The 20,719-nt window shown below is 68.3% G+C and carries 20 protein-coding genes; 1 reads left to right on the forward strand and 19 read right to left on the reverse strand.

The window, feature by feature from the left end; translation table 11 throughout:
* Positions 1-34 precede the first annotated feature (34 nt).
* Positions 35-1,861: a glycosyl hydrolase family 18 protein gene (locus tag AC31A1_RS16035; protein WP_489653970.1), complete on the forward strand. Its 1,827-nt coding sequence runs from the start codon at positions 35-37 to the stop codon at positions 1,859-1,861.
* A 31-nt stretch (positions 1,862-1,892) separates the two neighbouring features.
* On the opposite strand, the gene AC31A1_RS16040 is transcribed toward AC31A1_RS16035, so the two are convergent.
* The 19 genes from AC31A1_RS16040 to AC31A1_RS16130 form a co-directional block, all read right to left on the reverse strand.
* Positions 1,893-2,339: a DUF2550 domain-containing protein gene (locus AC31A1_RS16040; protein WP_489653971.1), complete on the reverse strand. Its 447-nt coding sequence runs from the start codon at positions 2,337-2,339 to the stop codon at positions 1,893-1,895.
* 138 nt (positions 2,340-2,477) lie between these two features.
* Entirely contained in the window at positions 2,478-2,852 is a 375-nt protein-coding gene (locus AC31A1_RS16045) for a F0F1 ATP synthase subunit epsilon (protein WP_266772606.1), read from the reverse strand.
* Between the two features lie 110 nt (positions 2,853-2,962).
* Positions 2,963-4,399: a F0F1 ATP synthase subunit beta gene (gene atpD, locus AC31A1_RS16050; RefSeq protein WP_416958712.1), complete on the reverse strand. Its 1,437-nt coding sequence runs from the start codon at positions 4,397-4,399 to the stop codon at positions 2,963-2,965.
* Positions 4,399-5,316 (reverse strand): F0F1 ATP synthase subunit gamma, encoded by a 918-nt coding sequence (locus AC31A1_RS16055; protein WP_366489901.1) that lies wholly within the window; start codon positions 5,314-5,316, stop codon positions 4,399-4,401. Before AC31A1_RS16055 ends, atpD begins: the two co-directional genes overlap by 1 nt.
* Before the next feature lie 20 nt (positions 5,317-5,336).
* Positions 5,337-6,926, reverse strand: coding sequence for a F0F1 ATP synthase subunit alpha (atpA, locus tag AC31A1_RS16060; protein ID WP_489653972.1), 1,590 nt, complete (start codon positions 6,924-6,926; stop codon positions 5,337-5,339).
* 129 nt (positions 6,927-7,055) lie between these two features.
* Positions 7,056-7,871 carry a F0F1 ATP synthase subunit delta gene (locus tag AC31A1_RS16065; RefSeq protein WP_489653973.1) on the reverse strand — a complete coding sequence of 272 codons (816 nt, stop codon included), beginning with the start codon at positions 7,869-7,871 and terminating at the stop codon, positions 7,056-7,058.
* Positions 7,868-8,410 (reverse strand): F0F1 ATP synthase subunit B, encoded by a 543-nt coding sequence (locus AC31A1_RS16070; RefSeq protein ID WP_200679770.1) that lies wholly within the window; start codon positions 8,408-8,410, stop codon positions 7,868-7,870. The genes AC31A1_RS16065 and AC31A1_RS16070 overlap by 4 nt, the downstream gene beginning before the upstream one ends.
* 43 nt (positions 8,411-8,453) lie before the next feature.
* Entirely contained in the window at positions 8,454-8,690 is a 237-nt protein-coding gene (locus tag AC31A1_RS16075) for an ATP synthase subunit c family protein (RefSeq protein WP_093629141.1), read from the reverse strand.
* A 75-nt stretch (positions 8,691-8,765) separates the two neighbouring features.
* On the reverse strand, positions 8,766-9,602 hold the full coding sequence (gene atpB / locus AC31A1_RS16080) for a F0F1 ATP synthase subunit A (protein ID WP_489653982.1): 837 nt from the start codon (positions 9,600-9,602) through the stop codon (positions 8,766-8,768).
* Between the two features lie 210 nt (positions 9,603-9,812).
* Positions 9,813-10,226 (reverse strand): Cg1360 family ATP-synthase-associated protein, encoded by a 414-nt coding sequence (locus tag AC31A1_RS16085; RefSeq protein ID WP_359602186.1) that lies wholly within the window; start codon positions 10,224-10,226, stop codon positions 9,813-9,815.
* 294 nt (positions 10,227-10,520) lie between these two features.
* On the reverse strand, positions 10,521-11,840 hold the full coding sequence (locus tag AC31A1_RS16090; RefSeq protein WP_489653974.1) for an MraY family glycosyltransferase: 1,320 nt from the start codon (positions 11,838-11,840) through the stop codon (positions 10,521-10,523).
* Positions 11,841-11,969: 129 nt separating this feature from the next.
* On the reverse strand, positions 11,970-13,208 hold the full coding sequence (glyA, locus tag AC31A1_RS16095; RefSeq protein ID WP_489653975.1) for a serine hydroxymethyltransferase: 1,239 nt from the start codon (positions 13,206-13,208) through the stop codon (positions 11,970-11,972).
* Between the two features lie 114 nt (positions 13,209-13,322).
* Positions 13,323-13,991 carry an arsenate reductase/protein-tyrosine-phosphatase family protein gene (locus tag AC31A1_RS16100; RefSeq protein ID WP_043683118.1) on the reverse strand — a complete coding sequence of 223 codons (669 nt, stop codon included), beginning with the start codon at positions 13,989-13,991 and terminating at the stop codon, positions 13,323-13,325.
* Positions 13,988-14,635, reverse strand: coding sequence for an L-threonylcarbamoyladenylate synthase (locus AC31A1_RS16105; protein ID WP_366489895.1), 648 nt, complete (start codon positions 14,633-14,635; stop codon positions 13,988-13,990). The genes AC31A1_RS16100 and AC31A1_RS16105 overlap by 4 nt, the downstream gene beginning before the upstream one ends.
* A gap of 55 nt (positions 14,636-14,690) precedes the next feature.
* Positions 14,691-15,536: a peptide chain release factor N(5)-glutamine methyltransferase gene (gene prmC, locus AC31A1_RS16110; protein ID WP_362981927.1), complete on the reverse strand. Its 846-nt coding sequence runs from the start codon at positions 15,534-15,536 to the stop codon at positions 14,691-14,693.
* Positions 15,537-15,591: 55 nt separating this feature from the next.
* Positions 15,592-16,668 (reverse strand): peptide chain release factor 1, encoded by a 1,077-nt coding sequence (gene prfA / locus AC31A1_RS16115; RefSeq protein ID WP_489653976.1) that lies wholly within the window; start codon positions 16,666-16,668, stop codon positions 15,592-15,594.
* Positions 16,669-16,961: 293 nt separating this feature from the next.
* Entirely contained in the window at positions 16,962-17,186 is a 225-nt protein-coding gene (gene rpmE, locus AC31A1_RS16120; RefSeq protein WP_416958702.1) for a 50S ribosomal protein L31, read from the reverse strand.
* 209 nt (positions 17,187-17,395) lie between these two features.
* Complete coding sequence (locus AC31A1_RS16125; RefSeq protein WP_489653977.1) at positions 17,396-18,532, reverse strand: LCP family protein; 1,137 nt, start codon at positions 18,530-18,532, stop codon at positions 17,396-17,398.
* Positions 18,533-18,750: 218 nt separating this feature from the next.
* Positions 18,751-20,607, reverse strand: coding sequence for a trypsin-like serine protease (locus AC31A1_RS16130; RefSeq protein WP_489653978.1), 1,857 nt, complete (start codon positions 20,605-20,607; stop codon positions 18,751-18,753).
* Positions 20,608-20,719 lie beyond the last annotated feature (112 nt).

The following is a 20,719-nucleotide window of genomic DNA, read 5'->3' on the forward strand; positions in this document are numbered from 1 at the left end:
CCCCGACACCCCGACACCCCCGAGGAGGCGCTCAATGCGCTTCAGACATCGAGCAGTTGCCGGGTTCGCGACCCTGCTGCTTCCGCTCGCCGCTCTCGTCGGTCTGGCCGCGCCCGCCGAGGCCGCGTCGACCGCCACGGCCACCTTCACCAAGTCCAGCGACTGGGGTACCGGCTTCGGCGGCCAGTGGACCGTCAAGAACACCGGTACCAGCGCGATCAGTTCGTGGACGGTCGAGTGGGACTTCCCCTCCGGTACGTCCGTCACCTCGGCCTGGGACGCGGACGTCACCAACTCCGGCAACCACTGGACCGCGAAGAACAAGTCCTACAACGGCACCATCGCCGCGGGCGCCTCCGTCTCCTTCGGTTTCAACGGCGCCGGCTCCGGTTCGCCCTCCAACTGTCTGCTGAACGGCGGCAGTTGTGACGGCGGCACCACAGTCCCCGGTGACGCGGCCCCCTCCGCGCCCGGCACCCCCACCGCCTCCTCGATCACCGACACCTCGGTGAACCTGTCCTGGAGCGCGGCCACCGACGACAAGGGCGTCAAGAACTACGACGTCCTGCGCGACGGCACCAAGGTCGCCACGGTGACGACGACGTCGTACACGAACACCGGCCTGACCGCCGGCACCGACTACTCGTACACCGTGCAGGCCCGCGACACAGCCGACCAGACGGGACCGGTCAGCGGCGCGGTCGCCGTGCACACCACCGGCGGTACGACCACTCCCCCGGCCACCGGCAGCGCGGTCAAGCTCGGGTACCTCACCGAGTGGGGCACGTACCAGCGCAACTACCAGGTCAAGAACCTGGTGACCTCCGGCTCCGCGGCGAAGATCACGCACATCAACTACGCCTTCGGCAACGTCACCAACGGGCAGTGCGCGATCGGCGACGCCTACGCCGACTACCAGAAGACGTTTACCGCCGACCAGTCGGTCAGCGGCGTCGCCGACACCTGGGACCAGCCGCTGGCCGGCAACTTCAACCAGCTGCGCGAGCTGAAGGCCAAGTACCCGAACATCAAGATCCTCTGGTCCTTCGGCGGCTGGACCTGGTCCGGCGGCTTCGCCCAGGCCGCGGCCAACCCGACCGCGTTCGCGCAGTCCTGCTACAACCTGGTCGAGGACCCGCGCTGGGCCGACGTGTTCGACGGCATCGACATCGACTGGGAGTACCCGAACGCCTGCGGCCTGTCCTGCGACACCAGCGGCGCTGCGGCGTACAAGAACCTGATGTCCGCCCTGCGCGCGAAGTTCGGCTCCAGCAACCTGGTCACGGCGGCCACCACGGCGGACGGCACCTCGGGCGGCAAGATCGACGCCGCCGACTACGCGGGCGCGGCCCAGTACGTCGACTGGTACAACGTGATGACGTACGACTTCTTCGGCGCCTTCAACGCGACCGGCCCCACGGCCCCGCACTCCCCCCTCACCACCTACAGCGGCATCCCGACACCGGGCTTCACCACGGCCGACGCGATCGCCAAGTTCAAGTCGAAGGGCGTCCCCGCGAACAAGCTGCTCATCGGCATCGGCTTCTACGGCAGAGGCTGGACCGGCGTGACCCAGGCCGCACCCGGCGGGTCGGCGACCGGTCCGGCCGCGGGCACCTACGAGCAGGGCATCGAGGACTACAAGGTCCTCAAGACGTCCTGCCCGGCCACCGGCACGATCGCCGGCACGGCGTACGCCTACTGCGGCAACAACTGGTGGTCGTACGACACCCCGAGCACGATCGCCGGAAAGATGAGCTGGGCCAAGACCCAGGGTCTGGGCGGCGCGTTCTTCTGGGACTTCAGCGGCGACACCAGCAACGGTGAGCTGGTGAGCGCCATCAACAGCGGGCTCGCATAAGCGGGCTGCCGATGGGAACTACCTGTAGGACCTAGGCGACATTGACGCGCTGACCGGGCGGGGCTGCCTCCAGCCACGCGAGGAAACCGGTCAGCGCGTCTTCGCTCATGGCCAGTTCGAGGCGCGTGCCCCGGTGCAGGCAGGTGAGGATGAGCGCGTCGGAGAGCAGTGCCAGCTCCTCCTCGCCCTCGGGGAGGCGGCGGCCGGCGACCTCGATCGCCGAGCGTTCCAGCGTGCGGCGCGGGCGGTAGGCGTAGGAGAAGACGCGGTACCACTCGATGCGGTCGCCGTTGTAGCGGGCGACGCCGTAGCTCCAGCCCTTGCCGTTGGTGTCGGGTTTCTCCGGGACGTCCCAGCGGAGCGAACAGTCGAAGGTGCCGCCGGAGCGCTGGATGAGTCTGCGGCGCAGGCCGAAGACGAACAGCCCCACCACTGCCAGGGCCACCACGATTCCGCACGCAGTCAGAGCGAGGACCATCGACACCGACCTCCTCGTCTCCTAGGTAAAACAGGTAACGGAACGGAAAAAACACCCACATTCGCCTCAGCCGCGGCTGGGGCCGGATTCCTCCGGTCCCAGCCGCGGCTGAGTCACGTCATCGCGTCCGCGCTGGGTTCAGCGCGTCTCCACCGCACGCAGTCGGACGTCGGCGCGGCGCTCGGCGGACTCGTCGCCCTCCGCCTTCGCACGCTCCAGTTCCCGCTCCACGCGCTGGACGTCGATCTCGTCCGACAGCTCGGCGATCTCGGCGAGCAGCGACAGCTTGTTGTCCGCGAACGAGATGAAACCGCCGTGCACCGCGGCGACGACCGTCCCGCCGTCGCTCGTGCGGATGGTCACCGGGCCCGACTCCAGCACACCGAGCAGCGGCTGGTGACCGGGCATGACGCCGATGTCGCCGGACGTGGTGCGCGCGACGACCAGGGTGGCCTCGCCGGACCAGACCTGGCGGTCCGCGGCGACGAGCTCGACATGCAGCTCAGCAGCCAAGGTGGGCTCCTCGGGTCACCACCCGGCGGTCGTGCCGGGTGTGGGTTCAATTCTAGTAGGCATGAAAGAGGGGGTGGGACACGCCCCACCCCCTCAGGTGAAGCACGGGGTCAGGAGACGCCCAGCTCCTTCGCGTTCGCCTTCAGGTCCTCGATACCGCCGCAGAGGAAGAACGCCTGCTCCGGGAAGTGGTCGTACTCGCCGTCGATGATCGAGTTGAAGGCCACGATCGACTCGTCCAGCGGGACGTCCGACCCGTCGACGCCGGTGAACTGCTTGGCGACGTGGGTGTTCTGGGACAGGAAGCGCTCCACGCGACGGGCACGGTGGACGGTGAGCTTGTCCTCCTCGCCCAGCTCGTCGATACCGAGGATCGCGATGATGTCCTGGAGGTCCTTGTACTTCTGGAGGACCGTCTTGACGCGCATCGCGGTGTTGTAGTGCTCCGCCGCGATGTACCGCGGGTCCAGGATGCGGGACGTGGAGTCCAGCGGGTCCACGGCCGGGTAGATGCCCTTCTCGGAGATCGGACGGGAGAGAACCGTCGTCGCGTCGAGGTGGGCGAACGTGGTGGCCGGGGCCGGGTCGGTCAGGTCGTCCGCGGGGACGTAGATCGCCTGCATCGAGGTGATCGAGTGACCGCGGGTCGAGGTGATGCGCTCCTGGAGGAGACCCATCTCGTCGGCCAGGTTCGGCTGGTAGCCCACCGCGGAGGGCATCCGGCCGAGCAGGGTCGAGACCTCGGAACCGGCCTGCGTGAAGCGGAAGATGTTGTCGATGAAGAACAGCACGTCCTGGTTCTGCACATCGCGGAAGTACTCCGCCATGGTCAGACCGGCCAGGGCCACGCGCAGACGGGTGCCCGGGGGCTCGTCCATCTGGCCGAAAACGAGCGCCGTCTTGTCGATGACGCCCGAGTCGGCCATCTCCTCGATGAGGTCGTTGCCCTCACGGGTGCGCTCGCCGACACCGGCGAACACGGAGACACCGTCGTGGTTGTTGGCGACGCGGTAGATCATCTCCTGGATGAGCACCGTCTTGCCGACACCGGCACCGCCGAACAGGCCGATCTTGCCGCCCTTGACGTACGGGGTGAGCAGGTCGATGACCTTGACGCCGGTCTCGAACATCTCGGTCTTCGACTCAAGCTCGTCGAAGCGCGGGGCCTTGCGGTGGATGGACCAGCGCTCGCCCGTGTACTTCTCGTCGCTGTTCAGCACCTCACCAAGGGTGTTGAACACCTTGCCCTTGGTGAAGTCGCCGACCGGGACGGTGATACCCGTGCCCGTGTCGGTGACGGCGGCCTGGCGGACCAGACCGTCGGTGGGCTGCATCGAGATCGTGCGGACCAGGCCGTCACCCAGGTGCTGGGCGACCTCCAGGGTCAGCGTCTTCTGCGCACCGTCCAGGGCCGGGTCGGCCACCTCGACGTGCAGAGCGTTGTAGATCTCCGGCATCGCGTCGACGGGGAACTCCACGTCGACGACCGGGCCGATGACCCGGGCGACGCGGCCCGTGGCAACGGCCGTCTCAACTGTCGTCGTCATTACTTGTCACTCCCCGCGGTCGCGTCGGCCAGGGCTGCGGAGCCACCGACGATCTCGCTGATTTCCTGGGTGATTTCGGCCTGGCGGGCCGCGTTGGCAAGACGGGAGAGTGTGGTGATCAGGTCTCCCGCGTTGTCGGTCGCCGACTTCATCGCGCGGCGGGTGGCCGCGTGCTTGGAGGCGGCCGACTGGAGCAGTGCGTTGTAGATACGGCTCTCGACGTACCGCGGCAGCAGGGCGTCCAGGACGTCCTCCGCCGACGGCTCGAAGTCGTACAGCGGAAGGATCTCGCCCTGGGGCGTGGCCTCTTCCGCGACCTCTTCGAGGCTGAGGGGCAGCAGCCGGCTGTCGATCGGCGTCTGCGTCATCATCGAGACGAACTCGGTGTAGACGATGTGGAGTTCGTCCACGCCGCCCTCCGCCGTCTCCGTCTCGATCGCCTCGATCAGCGGACCCGCGACCTTCTTCGCGTCCGCGTACGTGGGCTCGTCGGTGAAGCCGGTCCACTGCTCCGAGATCTTGCGCTCACGGAAGTTGTAGTGGGCGACACCGCGGCGGCCGACGATGTACGTGTCGACCTCCTTGCCCTCGGCCACAAGACGCGCGGTCAACTGCTCCGCCGCCTTGATGGCGTTGGAGTTGAAGGCGCCGGCCAGACCGCGGTCGCTCGTGAGGAGCAGTACCGCGGAACGGGTCGGCGTCTCGGCCTCGGTGGTCAGCGGGTGCCGGGTGTTGGAACCCGTACCGACCGCCGTGACCGCGCGCGTCAGTTCCTTCGCGTACGGCGTCGAGGCCTGCACCTTGCGGTGCGCCTTGACGACGCGCGAGGCGGCGATCATCTCCATCGCCTTGGTGATCTTCTTGGTCGCGGTGACGGATCGGATGCGACGCTTGTAGACCCGGAGCTGGGCTCCCATGAGTCAGGTCCCTTCCTACGTCACTTGGCCGCGGCCGGGGCGTCCTCGCCGAGGAGCTTGCCGTCCGAGGTCTCGAACTGCTTCTTGAACTCGGCGATCGCGTCCGCGGCGGCGGTGAGGGTGTCGTCCGACATCTTGCCGCCCTCCTTGATGGAGGTCATGAGGCCCTGCTCCTTGCGGTGCAGGTACTCCAGGAGCTCCTTCTCGAAGCGGCGGATGTCGTCGACCGGTACGTCGTCCATCTTGCCGGTGGTCGCGGACCACACGGAGACGACCTGGTCCTCGGTGGGCATCGGCTGGTACTGCGGCTGCTTGAGCAGCTCGACCAGACGCTGACCGCGCTCCAGCTGGGCCTTCGACGCGGCGTCCAGGTCGGAACCGAAGGCGGCGAACGCCTCCAGCTCGCGGTACTGGGCGAGGTCGAGGCGCAGTCGGCCGGAGACCTGCTTCATCGCCTTGTGCTGCGCGGAACCACCGACTCGGGAGACGGAGATACCGACGTTCAGCGCGGGGCGCTGACCGGCGTTGAAGAGGTCCGACTCCAGGAAGCACTGGCCGTCGGTGATGGAGATGACGTTGGTCGGGATGAACGCCGAGACGTCGTTGGCCTTGGTCTCGACGATCGGCAGACCGGTCATCGAGCCCTTGCCCATCTCGTCGGAGAGCTTCGCGCAGCGCTCAAGCAGACGGGAGTGCAGGTAGAAGACGTCACCCGGGTAGGCCTCGCGGCCCGGCGGGCGGCGCAGCAGCAGGGACACGGCGCGGTAGGCGTCGGCCTGCTTGGAGAGGTCGTCGAAGATGATGAGGACGTGCTTGCCGTCGTACATCCAGTGCTGGCCGATGGCCGAACCGGTGTACGGGGCGAGGTACTTGAAGCCGGCCGGGTCGGACGCCGGGGCGGCGACGATGGTCGTGTACTCCAGCGCGCCGGCCTCTTCGAGCGCACCACGCACGGAGGCGATGGTGGAGCCCTTCTGACCGATGGCGACGTAGATGCAGCGGACCTGCTTGTTCACGTCGCCCGAGCGCCAGTTGTCGCGCTGGTTGATGATCGTGTCGACGGCCAGGGCGGTCTTGCCCGTCTGGCGGTCACCGATGATCAGCTGGCGCTGGCCGCGGCCGATCGGGGTCATCGCGTCGACGGCCTTGTAGCCGGTCTCCATCGGCTCGTGCACCGACTTGCGGACCATGACGCCCGGGGCCTGCAGCTCCAGGGCGCGGCGGCCGGTGGTCGCGATCTCGCCGAGGCCGTCGATCGGGTTGCCGAGCGGGTCGACGACACGGCCGAGGTAGCCCTCGCCGACGGCGACGGACAGGACCTCTCCGGTGCGGGTGACCGGCTGGCCCTCCTCGACACCGCTGAACTCGCCGAGGATGACGGTACCGATCTCGCGCTCTTCGAGGTTGAGCGCGAGACCGAGGGTGCCGTCCTCGAACTTCAGCAGTTCGTTGGCCATGGCCGAGGGCAGGCCCTCGACCTTCGCGATGCCGTCGCCGGCAAGGGTGACCGTACCGACCTCCTCGCGCGAGGCCGCGTCCGGCTTGTACGACTGGACGAAGTTCTCCAGCGCGTCCCGGATCTCCTCCGGCCGGATCGTGAGCTCCGCCATCTGGGTTCCCTGCTCTCCTTGTTGGGCCCGAAGTTTCACTTGGGGGGATGGGGGACTCCCCCCGTGACGAGGTGAATCCTCTGCACGGCCCAACTCGGGCCGCCTTACTACGTCTTTGTTGTGGTGCTGCTAGCTCGCCATGCGGCGGGCGGCGTCGTCGAGACGGTCCGCGATGGAGCCGTTGATGACCTCGTCGCCGACCTGCACCCGGATACCGCCGAGGACCTCGGGGTCCACGTCGATGTTCAGGTGCATGTGGCGGCCGTAGAGCTTCGCGAGGGCGGCGCCCAGGCGCTGCTTCTGCGGGTCGCTCAGCGGGACCGCCGTGGTGACGACCGCGACCAGGCGGCTGCGGCGCTCGGCGGCGAGCTTGGACAGGGAGTCGAGTCCCACTTCCAGGCTACGTCCCCGGGGCGCGGTCACCAGGCGGGTCACCAGTCGCTCGGTGGCCGGCTTGGCACGGCCGCCGAGCAGGCTGCTCAGCAGCTCGCTCTTGGCCGCGGTGCCCGCCGCGCGGTTGGTCAGCGCGGCACGCAGCCCGGTGTCCGAGGCGACGATCCGGCCGAACCGGAACAGTTCGTCCTCGACGTCGTCGAGCTGGCCCGACTGCTGGGCGGCGGTGAGGTCGGCGGTGGCCGCCAGCTCCTCCAGCGCGTCCACCAGGTCGCGGGACTGCGACCAGCGGGAGCGCACCATGCCGGACAGCAGGTCGAGGGCGGGGCCGCCGACCTGGGCGCCGAGCAGGCGCTCGGCAAGCTGGGCCTTGGCCTCGCCGTCCTGCGCCGGGTCGGTGAGGACCCGGCGCAGGGACACCTCACGGCCGAGCAGCGCGGTGACGGCGGCCAGCTCGTCGGCGAGCTGCGCCGCGTTCACGGACGTGGAGTCCGTCAGCGCGTCGAGACGCTCACGTGCGGCTGCCAGGGCCTCGCGGCTCGCTCCGTTCATCGTGCGGCCTCGGCCTTCTCCTCAAGCTCATCAAGGAAACGGTCGATCACACGGCTCTGCCGGGCGTGGTCCTCAAGGGACTCGCCGACGAGCTTGCCGGCCAGGTCGGTGGCGAGCTTGCCCACGTCCTGGCGCAGCGCCTGCGAAGCGGCCTTGCGGTCGGCGTCGATCTGCGTGTGACCGGCGGCGACGATCTCCTCGCGCTGCCGCTGGCCTTCCGCGCGCATCTCGGCGATGAGCGTGGCGCCCTGCTCCTGCGCCTCCTGGCGCAGACGCGCGGCCTCGTGCCGGGCCTCGGCGAGCTGAGCCTTGTACTGCTCAAGCACGCTCTGTGCCTCGGTCTGGGCGGCCTCGGCCTTCTCGATACCGCCCTCGATGGCCTCGCGCCGCTCGTCCAGAACCTTGTTGATGTTCGGGAGGAGCTTCTTGGCGAGGAAGCCGAAGACGATGACGAAGGCGATCAGGCCGATGACAAGCTCGGGGATCGGCGGGACGAGAGGGTTCTCCTTCTCGGCCGCCAGAATGAGCAGCTGGCTCATGTCAGTGCCTTTCGTCTAGTGGGCTGTCGCTGATCGCGGTGGATCAGGTGCCGTAGACGAACGGCATGACCAGACCGATGAGGGCGAGGGCCTCACAGAAGGCGAAGCCGAGGATCTGGTTGGCACGGATCAGGCCGGCAGCTTCGGGCTGACGGGCCAGAGCCTGGGTGCCGTTACCGAAGATGATGCCGACGCCGACGCCGGGACCGATGGCGGCGAGGCCGTAGCCGATCGAACCGAGCGAACCGCCGACGGCGGCGAGGGTCTCAATGGCAGCCATGCTGATTCTTCCTTATCTGTACGGACCGGCGGGGTTTGGCCACCGGACGCTAAGGGGGGTTCTGGTGGGGGGTGCTCAGTGGTGCTCGGCGAGCGCGCCCTGGATGAAGGTGCAGGTCAGCAGCACGAACACATACGCCTGCAGGGCCTGGATGAAGAGTTCGAAGGCCGTCATCACGATGACCATGACGAACGAGACACCCGCGTAGGCGATGCCGATGCCGTTGAGCAGGTACCAGCTGGCGATCGTGAAGAGCAGCAGCAGGGTGTGGCCCGCGAACATGTTCGCGAACAGTCGCACCGCGTGCGTGAACGGCCGGACGATCAGGTTCGAGAGCAGCTCGATGCCCATCGCCAGCGGGAGAACCGCGCCGAGCGACTTGTCGTAACCGCTGAAGTTCTTGAAGGCGCCGACGAATCCGTGCCGCTTGAACGTCAGCGAGACCCAGACGATGTACACGATCGCCGCGAGGACGATGGGGTACGCGATGATCGACGTCACCGGGAACTGGGCGACCGGAACGATCGACCAGAGGTTCATCATCCAGATGAAGAAGAACAGCGAGACGACCAGCGGTACGTACTTCTCGCCTTCCTTCTTGCCGATGGTCTCGTAGACGACACCGCGGCGGATGAAGTCGTAGCCGGACTCGGCGACCATCTGCAGCTTGCCGGGGACGACCCTCGGCTTGCGGAAGGCGGCCCAGAAGAAACCGACGACGATGACCGAGCCGATCAGCGCCAGCAGCATCGGCTTGTTGAAGTACACGTTGCTGTCGCCGTCCCCCAACAGGGGCTTGAACAGGAACGAGTGCAGGCCGGGAGCCGGGAAGCCACAGCCGTCGAAGATGTGGCAGTCGGTCTCGAAGGCGAGCACCTGCGTCGGGTCAGCACTCACCGCGGGCTCCTTCAGCGTGGCGCATAGGTACGGCAACCTCGTTGTGTCGGCGCGGCGCATGGCCGCGGTTCGGCACTGGACTGGTGTTACGGATGTGGGGGCGGCAGTGGGGCATCGAGCCTCGCGATTGAGCAGGCGTCAGCTCAGATGCCCGCGCCCGCGATGCCGCAGTTGGCACCGGACGATAGCAGGGTCGCTTACGTGCTCTTATCCCGGCCCTACCTGTCACGACGAGTGCCCCGACTTCTCGGGCTCGACGTAGAGGATTTTGGCCTTCATGTGGGCACGGGTCTGCGCGACGATCCAGATGATGGTTCCGGCGAGCAGCGTGAACGCGAAGGCCTTGGGATTGAACAGCGTGGTGTGCTTGAACGCGGCGAGGAAAATGAACAGCAGAAGAATCTGCGCCGCGAAGAGCATGAGGCCCATCGCCTGGAACAGGTGCGGAAGCGATTTGGCAGTGCGCTGCAGAACGTAGAGCCCGATTCCCATGAAGAGGATCACGATCACCGTCGCAACGGCTGCCCCAATAGCTCCTTTGCCGCCGGCGACCACACCACTGACGACGGCGGCAATCGCGCCGACGGCAGCTGTGGGCACAGCGGCCTGAAGGAGAATCCGGGCGTCATTGGACGGCATGGCGGCAACTCCGCTTGCTAAGGGGGGCGTGTCGTCATGGACGAGCGTAGTCCCGGGATGAGAGAGAACCTCACGCCAATGGACCGTCGCACTAGGGTCCTTCGGCTCTGTCCCGGGTTCTCGTGAACCGTATCACAAACTATTTGATGCGGTCTTTACCTAGAAGGTGTGCTTGCTGTCACACATGAGAGTGACAGTGCGCGTCTGTGCAAAATAGCGGCCAACTTGTCTGGTATGGGGAGGCTTTGTCCCCCCACGAGATGGCAACGCTTTAGTCAGATTCTTACCTTGGCGTCAGCGCGAGGACTCCGCTTTACGTCCGTCAAGAAGGCGTGAACGGGGGCCGACTGCGGTCGCCCCGTTGACTCCTGACACTCCGGTGACCACCGGAGGACGCGGGTCACGGTCCTCCTCCGCCAGCACCACGACAGGGTCAACTCCGGCCCTGCGACGGCGATATCGCGGCGGCACCAGGTGCTCGGCCCAGCGCGGCGCACGCGGGGTGAAGCGCGGCAGCAGGAGCAGCACCAGCCCGATCGCGCTCAGGAAGACGATGCCGAGGACGATCCACATCGAGGCCGAGTTGACCGAGTAGGACAGCGCCCCGAACGCGATCAGTGCCGACCAGAAGTACATGATCAGCACCGCCCGGCTGTGCGAGTGGCCGATCTCCAGGAGCCGGTGGTGCAGATGGCCGCGGTCCGCGGCGAACGGCGACTGGCCCCGCCAGGTACGGCGGACGATCGCCAGCACCAGGTCGGCGGCCGGCACCGCGATGATCGTCAGCGGCAGCAGCAGCGGGATGTAGACCGGCACCGTCTGGTGCACCGCCGCCTTCTCGGAGCCGACGAACAGCTGGAGCGCGTCCGGGTCGACCTGTCCCGTGATGGAGATCGCACCCGCGGCCAGCACCAGGCCGATCAGCATCGAGCCGGAGTCGCCCATGAAGATCCGCGCGGGGTGCATGTTGTGCGGCAGGAAGCCCAGGCACATGCCCATCAGGATCGCCGAGAAGAGCGTGGCCGGGGCGGCGGCCTCGATGCCGTACGAGTACCAGATCCGGTAGGCGTACAGGAAGAACGCGGCGGCGGCGATGCAGACCATGCCGGAGGCCAGGCCGTCGAGGCCGTCGACGAAGTTGACCGCGTTGATGGTGATGACGACCAGGGCGACCGTGAGCAGGGTGCCCTGCCACTGGGTCAGCGCCACGTTGCCGATGCCCGGGATGGGCAGCCACAGGATCGTCAGACCCTGCATGACCATCACGCCGGCGGCGATCATCTGGCCGCCCAGCTTGATCAGGGCGTCGATCTCGAACTTGTCGTCCAGGACGCCGATCAGCCAGATCAGGGCCGCTCCGGAGAGCAGGGCGCGCGGCTCGTTCGAGTTCTCGAAGACCTCGCTGAGGTTGGTCAGGTGGTCGGCGACCAGCAGACCGGCGCACAGGCCGAAGAACATGGCGATACCGCCGAGCCGCGGAGTGGGTTCCCGGTGCACGTCACGGGCCCTGATCTCCGGCATCGCCCCGGCCACGATCGCGAACTTCCGCACCGGCCCGGTCAGCAGATACGTCACCGCGGCCGTCACGCAGAGCGTCAGCAGGTATTCACGCACAGGCTTCCCCACAGGTCTCGCTGGCCATCACAGCCCCACACCCTAGCGAGGGACGCATATGGTTGGGGACTTCCGGGTAGCGACGATGGTTGCACGTGTGGCTGTGTATCTCGGTACGGCTACCCCCGTTCAGCCCGGATACGGCAGGAATCCACCCACAAGATCCCGCACTTCGTCACGGGCCCGCCGGGCGTCGACCCGCCCGCGCAGCACACCCGCGATCAGCGCCGCGATCCCCGCCATCTCGCCCTCCCCCATGCCCTGCGTGGTCACCGCGGCGGTACCCAGCCGCAGCCCGCGCGAGTCTCCGTGCGGAAGCGCGCAGCAGTCCAACACCATTCCGGCGGCGGCGAGTTGACCGCGTGCGGCACGCCCGTCGACACCGAGGGGCAGCGGGTCGGCGGTGATGAGATGGGTGTCGGTACCGCCGGTCGTCACGACGAGCCCCTCCGCCGCCAGCCCGGCCGCGAGCACCCGGGCGTTGGCGACCACCTGATGGACGTACGCCGTGAAGGCCGGCGTCGCCGCCTCGCCGAACGCGACCGCCTTCGCGGCGATGGTGTGCATCTGGGCACCGCCCTGGGTGAACGGAAAAACGGCCCGGTCCACCCGCTCGGCCAGCTCGCTCCCGCACAGCAGCATCCCGCCGCGCGGCCCGCGCAGCACCTTGTGCGTGGTCGCGCAGACGACATCGGCGTACGGCACCGGGTTCGGCGCCGCTCCCCCGGCGACGAGCCCGATGGGATGCGCGGCGTCGGCGATGAGATAGGCCCCCACCTCGTCGGCGACCTCACGGAAGAAGGCGTAGTCGATGTGCCGGGGATAGGCGATGGACCCGCACACGATCGCCTTGGGCCGATGCGTACGGGCGAGGGAACGCACCTGCGGGTAATCGATGAGCCCGGTCTCCGCGTCCACCCCGTAGCCCACGAAGTCGAACCACCGCCCGGAGAAGTTCGCGGGCGACCCGTGCGTGAGATGCCCGCCGTACGGCAGCCCCAGCGCGAGAACGGTGTCACCGGGCCGCAGCAGCGCGGCATAGGCGGCCAGCACGGCCGAAGACCCGGAATGCGCCTGCACGTTGGCGTGCTCGGCCCCGAACAGCGCCTTCGCCCGTTCTACGGCGACGCGCTCGGCGACGTCGACGATCTCGCAGCCGCCGTGGTGGCGGGCGCCGGGGTATCCCTCGGCGTACTTGTTGGCGAGCGGGGAACCGAGCGCGGCCAGCACGGCGGGCGAGGTGAAGTTCTCGGCGGCGATCAGCTGGAGCGTCGTCGACTGCCGCGCCAGTTCCCCGAGCAGGATCTCGGCCAGCTCGGGGTCCTGCCGACGCAGGACATCGGCCTCAAGGACAGGGGTGACCGACATGGTGGACTCCGGGCGACGACGGTGACGTACGTCCAATGTAGGCCCGGGACGGGTGGGGCGCGCGGGCGTTGCTACGTCTTCGCCGGGACGCCCGTCAGCGCCATGACCACCGGATCAAGTCCGCGCGGGCACACCCGTCAGCGCCGTGACCACCGGATCGATCGCCTGGTTTATCTCGTCGCCGATGGAGCGGAAGAACGGGAGCGGGGCGCCGTACGGGTCGAAGACCTCGTCCGCTTCCGCCGTGGGGGCCAGGAGCCAGCCGCGCAGGGCCGCTGCCGCGCGGACCAGGGCGCGGGCTCGGGCCACCATGCCGTCCTCCAGGGGTGGCAGGGTCGCGGGGTCTATCGCCTTCACCAGGCGGGTGAACTCCTTGAGGGTGAAGGTGCGCAGGCCCGCCGAGTGGCCCATCGAGATGACCTGGGCGCGGTGGTCCCGGGTGGCCGTCAGCACCAGGTCGGCGCGGATCACGTGGTCGTCCAGGAGCTCTCGGCCGGTGAAGCCGGAGGGGTCCGCGCCGAAGTCGGTGAGGACCGTCGCCGCGTTGGTCTCCATGGGTGCGCCCTCATGGCCCCACGTGCCGGCGCTCTCCACGATCAGCCCGCCCCACAGCGGGTCGCCGAGCCGGTCCGCCAGGGCATGACGGGTCAGCCGCTCGGTGATCGGCGAGCGGCACACGTTGCCGGTGCTGACGTGGAGGATGCGGAAGCTGTCCATGGGAAGCCCGAAGGTCCCCGTCACTTCCCCGTTGCCTATGCCACGCCCCGCGTCAGGGGCTGTCAATTCGCCACCTCAAGGTCGGGGACGACCTTCCGCAGCTCCTCGGCCGAGATCGCGCCCGCGCGCAGCAGCAGCGGCACCTCGCGCGTGACGTCGACGATCGACGACGGCACGTTGCCGGGCGTCGGACCGCCGTCGAGGTACACGGAGACCGAGTCGCCGAGCATCCCCTGGGCCGCGTCGCAGTCCTCCGGCGCGGGGTGCCCGGTGAGGTTCGCCGAGGAGACCGCCATCGGACCGACCTCCGTCAGCAGCTCGATCGCGACCGGGTGCAGCGGCATCCGGACGGCGACCGTGCCCCGGGTGTCCCCCAGGTCCCACTGCAGGGACGGCTGGTGCTTGGCGACCAGCGTGAGGGCGCCCGGCCAGAACGCGTCGACGAGTTCCCAGGCCAGCTCGGAGAAGTCCGTGACGAGGCCGTGCAGCGTGTTCGGGGAGCCGATGAGGACGGGGGTGGGCATGTTGCGGCCCCGGCCCTTGGCGTCCAGGAGATCGGCAACGGCCTCCGAGGAGAACGCGTCGGCCCCGATGCCGTAGACCGTGTCGGTCGGCAGGACCACGAGTTCGCCCCGGCGGACGGCGGACGCGGCCTCGCGCAGACCCGTCGTGCGGTCGGTCGCGTCGTTGGTGTCGTATCGCCGTGCCATGTCTAGCGGGCCTCCTCGTACACGTACTGCTGCGGGTCGAAAGTCGGGGCGCTGCTCACGGCGTCGCCCGGCGGGCGGTCGCGAAGCGCGGGCGGTTGTTGAGGTCGGGGTGGTCGGCCGCGTCGGCCCAGCCACGCTCCTCGGTGAAGATCCACGGCACCTGGCCGCCCTGGGTGTCGGCGTGCTCGATGACGACGACACCGCCGGGACGGAGAAGTCGGTGTGCGGTGCGTTCGATGCCGCGGATCAGGTCGAGGCCGTCCTCCCCCGAGAACAGGGCGAGTTCGGGGTCGTAGTCCCGCGCCTCGGGAGCGACGTACTCCCATTCGGTGAGCGGGATGTACGGCGGGTTGGAGATGACCAGGTCGACATGGCCGTCGAGGTCGGGGAAGGCGTCCAGGGCGTTGCCCTGCCGCAGGTCGACCCGGGAGCCGTCCATGTTCTTGCGGGTCCACTGGAGGGCGTCCTCGGACAGCTCCACGGCGTGCACCCGGGAGCGCGGGACCTCCTGCGCGAGGGCGAGCGCGATGGCGCCGGAGCCCGTGCACAGATCCACGATCAGCGGCTCTACGACGTCCATCGCGCGGACCGCGTCTATGGCCCAGCCGACGACCGACTCGGTCTCGGGGCGCGGCACGAACACCCCTGGCCCGACCTGGAGTTCCAGGTACCGGAAGAAGGCGCGGCCGGTGATGTGCTGGAGCGGCTCACGCTGCTCGCGCCGGGCGATGGTCTCCCAGTAGCGGGCGTCGAAGTCCACGTCCTTCACGGAGTGCAGCTCGCCCCGCTTCACACCGTGCACGAACGCGGCGAGCTCCTCCGCGTCGTTGCGCGGCGAGGGCACGCCGGCGTCGGCCAGCCGCTGGGTGGCCTGGGCCACCTCTGCTAGCAGCAGGTTCACGCAAGTCCTCCGTGTCGTACTCGTCCGTGCCGAACGTGCCGTGCGTGCCGTCGTGTTACGCCGCCGCGAGCTTGGCGGCCGAGTCCGCGTCCACGCAAGCCTGGATCATCGCGTCGAGGTCGCCGTCCAGGACCTGGTCAAGGTTGTACGCCTTGAATCCGACACGGTGGTCCGAGATGCGGTTCTCCGGGAAGTTGTACGTACGGATCTTCTCGGAGCGGTCGACCGTGCGGACCTGGCTTCGGCGGGCGTCGGCGGCATTCTTCTCCGCCTCCTCCTGCGCCGCGGCGAGCAGCCTGGAGCGCAGGATACGCAGTGCCTGCTCCTTGTTCTGCAGCTGGCTCTTCTCGTTCTGGCAGGAAGCGACCACTCCGGTCGGAATGTGCGTGATACGCACCGCGGAGTCGGTCGTGTTGACGGACTGCCCGCCGGGTCCTGAGGAGCGGTAGACGTCGATGCGGAGGTCGTTCGGGTTGATCTCGACGTCGACCTCCTCCGCCTCGGGGGTGACCAGGACACCGGCCGCCGAGGTGTGGATACGGCCCGCGGACTCGGTCGCCGGGACGCGCTGCACGCGGTGCACGCCGCCCTCGTACTTCAGGCGGGCCCAGACACCCTGGCCGGGCTCGGTCGCGCCGTTGCCGCCCTTGGTCTTCACGGCGACCTGGACGTCCTTGTAGCCGCCCAGCTCGGACTCGGTGGCGTCGATGATCTCGGTCTTCCAGCCGACGCGCTCCGCGTACCGCAGGTACATGCGCAGCAGGTCACCGGCGAACAGGGCGGACTCGTCGCCGCCCGCGCCCGCCTTGACCTCAAGGATCACGTCCTTGTCGTCGTTGGGGTCACGCGGGACCAGCAGCAGCCGCAGCTTCTCCGTGATCTCGTCCCGCTGCTTCTCCAGCTCCTTGACCTCGGCCGCGAACTCCGGGTCGTCGGCGCCGAGTTCACGCGCGGTCTCGATGTCGTCGCCGGTCTGCTTCCAGGAGCGGTACGTGGCGACGATCGGGGTGAGCTCGGCGTAGCGCTTGTTCAGCTTGCGCGCGTTGGCCTGGTCGGCGTGGACCGACGGGTCGGCGAGCTTCGTCTCAAGGTCGGCGTGCTCGCCGATGAGGTCCTCGACAGCCTCGAACATCTTGGGCTCCTGAAATGCGTACGGAAGGGAAGGCGGGCGACCAAAAACGCCGGTCCCGGCACGCCGAAGAAAGGGCGTGGCCGTGGACCGGCGCTAGGGCCTGTCCGGCGGATCAGGTCGGAGGAAATCCGCCGAACCTCATGGGTGCCGGTGAGCGGGGCCTGGTGCGTGCAGCTGCAAGGCGGAGGAGGGAGTCAACGCGGAGCGTTGGCGACCGACGACAACGCGGCAGATGTGCGTGCCAGGCCCCGCGTCTCCGACAGGATCCGCCGGACAGGCCCTAGGGAAGCTCGCTACTTCGTGGAGCCGGCAGCAGCCTTGCCGAAGCGGGCCTCGAAGCGGGCCACGCGGCCACCGGTGTCGAGGATCTTCTGCTTGCCCGTGTAGAACGGGTGGCACTCGGAGCAGACCTCGGCGCGGATCGCTCCGCTGGTGATCGTGCTGCGGGTGGTGAACGACGCGCCGCAGGTGCAGCTGACCTGGGTCTCGACGTACTCGGGGTGGATCTCGCGCTTCAAGGGTGTCTCCTAGTTTCGGGAGGGCGCCGGGTCGCTCCGCGGGTTGCGGGGCGTGAACCGGGGCCGACTGTCCAGTCTGCCAGCACTGGAGCCATCTCCCAAAACGGGGGGTTGATGTTGTCTATTCCCTGCGGGTGCGTTGTGGCTGGTCGCGCCCCGCGGCGGAGCCGCAAATCGACACAGCCCCGCGCCCCTGGGGGGGGTTGCGCCTAGCCAGCTGTTACGACGCCCTTCGCTTCACCGGTCGCCGTGCCCTTTGTTGCTGCCGCCGGGATTGGCTGGTCGTTCTTCAAGGCGTTCCAGACCAGCTGGGCCTTCGTCTTCTCCACGATCACCCGGTTCGGGTTGGCCGGGTCGTACTCGACGGGCATCGTGACCATGTTCATGTGGGAGGAGCTGATGCCCTTGAGGCCGTTGGCGAAGGACGTGAGGGAGTTCACGGAGCCGAGGTCGGAGTCGGTGGTGACGGCCTTGGTGGCGGTGTTGGCGAGGTCGTAGAGCTTGGTCGGGCTGGTGAGGACGCCGATGTGCTTGACCTGGTTGACCAGGGCCTTGATGAAGGCCTGCTGGAGCTGGATGCGGCCGAGGTCGGAGCCGTCGCCGACGCCGTGCCGGGTGCGGACCAGTCCGAGGGCCTGCTGGCCGTTCAGCGTGTGGGTGCCGGCCTTGAGGTCGAGGTGGCTCTGCGGGTCCTTGATGGCCTTGGTCGTGGTGACCGGGACGCCGCCGAGTTCGTCGATGAGCTTCTCGAAGCCCGCGAAGTCGACCTCCAGGTAGTGGTCCATGCGCAGCCCGGTGACGGACTCGACGGCCTTCACCGTGCAGGCGGCGCCGCCCGTGGAGTACGCCTCGTTGAACATCACGCCGGACGCCGCGTCGTGCGTGACGCCCTTGGTGTCGGTGCACTCGGGGCGGTCGACGAGGGTGTCGCGCGGGATGGACACCACACTGGCCTTCTTGTGGCCCTTGTAGACGTGCACGATCATCGCCGTGTCGGAGCGGGCGCTGCCGTCGTCGGTGCCGCCGCCCAGCTTCTTGTTCGTGCCGGAGCGGCTGTCCGAGCCCAGGACCAGGATGTTCTCGGAACCGTTGTCGACCTTGGCCGGCCGGTCGGTGCCGAGGGCCTGGTTGATGTCGACGCTCTTGATGTTGCCGTTGAGCTTGAAGTACACGTACCCGGCGCCGGTGCCGCCCAGCACGACGACACCGGCCGCGACCCAGGCCGTGATCAGCAGGGCCTTGTGACGCGGACTGCGGTCCTTCTTACGGCCTCCGGCGCGGTGGCGCGGGCCGTTGCTGCCGTCCTTGCCCGGTATGGCGGGCTCCGGCGTGCTCTCGGCGGACATGGGCTCCTCGCATCTCGTTCCGGTCGGTTACCCCCTGCTTTCAGGGTTCAGGCCTGACCGAAGCGACCGATACCGCTCAATCCTCGCTCCATGGTCGCTCCGCCAGGTCAGACAGGGAAACTCGGGAAAGGGTTGCACAACGCAGAGTGCCCATCGCGTAGGGCGATGGGCACTCTGTGTAGTCACATCAGCGGGTTATGCCCCGCTCACCTGCGATTTCAGCCGAAGATGTCGTACTGCTGGAAACCGGTGCCGAGCGACTTCGGTGTGCCGAAGATCTCGCTGGTGGCCTTGCCGGTGCCCGGGTAGAGGTACAGCGTGTTGCTCGCGTTGCGGATCAGCAGGTCCGCCTTGCCGTCGCCGGTGAAGTCACCGACGGCGTCGAAGGCGTTGTAGCTGCCCCAGGTGCGCACCTTCACGCGGGCCGCGAAGGCGCCCGTGCCGGACTTGCCGGCGCCCTTGTACAGGTAGACGACGCCGGTGCTCTTGTTGCGGGCGAGCAGGTCGGCCTTGCCGTCACCGTTGAAGTCGCCGTGACCGACCAGGGTGTTGTACTGGCTCCAGCCCCCGCCGACCCGCGACGGCGAGCTGAAGGTGCCGTTGCCCTTGCCCGGGTAGATCCACAGCACGCCGGCACTGTCGACCGAGACCAGGTCGGGCAGGTAGTCGCCGGTGACATCGCCGGGGGCGATGATCCGGGTGCGGGTCTTCCAGTTGGTGAAGATCTTCGTGCTGACCCAACTGCCGTCGTCCCGCGCGCTGTTGAGCTGGAAATGGTCCCAGTAGACCGCGCCGGCGGTGGTCCGGTAGATCCAGTCCTGGTAGCCGTCCCGGTTCAGGTCGGCCGTCCGGACCAGGTTGACACCGCCCCAGTCGCCCAGGGAGACGCGCGTGGCCAGCGAGGTGCCCTTGGAGTCCAGCTCGTAGCCCACCTTGGTGGAGGACTTGCGGGCGTAGACGTCGGCCTTGTTGTCGGTGTAGCTGAGGTTGCCGTCGTCGACCTGCGCGTAGGCCGCGCCGGCGTAGGCGCTGACCTTGGTGAAGACGCCGTAGGTGCCCTCGACGACGCAGTCGTTGACCGTGGTGGCGTCACCGTCGTCGCCGCTCCAGGAGACGACACCGACGATCCGGCCGCCGACGACCAGCGGGCCGCCGGAGTCGCCGTTGCAGATGGCCGTCGTACCGGTGTCGCTGCCGGTGGCGGGCGTGCCCGCGCAGACCATGTGGGCCTTGATGACGAGGCTGCCGTAGGCGCCGGTGCAGGTGGCGTCCGACTGGATCGGCAGCGTGGCCGTCTTCAGCGTCTCGGAGATGTCCTGGGTCTGGGAACTGGTGCGGCCCCAGCCGTAGACCGTGGCGGTCTTGGCGGGCGTGCCCGTGTACGACGCCGTGTCGGTGTTCGTCGTCATACGGATCGGGGTCGCCTTGACGGGGGCCGCCAGGGTGAGGACCGCGATGTCGTTGTCGATCGTCGTCGGGTTGTACGACGGCTGGGTCCACTGCCGCAGGACCGCGGTGGCCTGGCCGCCGTGCAGGTCGGTGTTGCCGTCGGCGTCCGTGGTCGGGAGCACGGTGGCGCTGGTGACGACGGCGCCGTACTTGGCCCAGTTGTAGGCCTTGCCGTGCTCGTCCTTGGTGCAGTGCCCGGCCGTAAGGATCTTCGACGGCGAGATGACCGAGCCACCGCAGAAGAAGCCGAGGTCGTCGCTCTCGTCGGTGGTGCCCTTGTCGTCGTAGTACCAGAGCTGCGCCATGAACGGCGCGGTGTTGATGGTGGTCGTCGTGCCGCCGATGATCTTCGGGCTGACGGCCGTGCCGGTGGTGCTCGCGCTCAGGGACGCCTTCTTGGTCGTCTCCCCGGCGATGTCGTCACCGGCCTCGGCGCCCGCGACGCGCTTCTTCAGCGTGGCGAGCGACGTGGTGCTCACGGCGGGCTTCACGGTCGGCGTCGGCAGCGCGGTGGCCGCGCCGGCGGACGTCGTCATCAGTGCGGCGGCCACGGCGGCGGCGACACCGGCCGCGGCGACAGGCAGGCCAAAACGTATCCGGCGTCTGTGCCGACCAGCCCCAGGCATGGGCGTACCCATTCAAGTCCCCCCTCGGGATCAGAAGTTCGGACTATTCTCGAAAGCAAGTCCGAAGGGCGCGATCGTACAGCGCCTCACTGACAACGCAGAGGGCCGCCCC

Source organism: Streptomyces sp. P5F9, assembly GCF_057961495.1.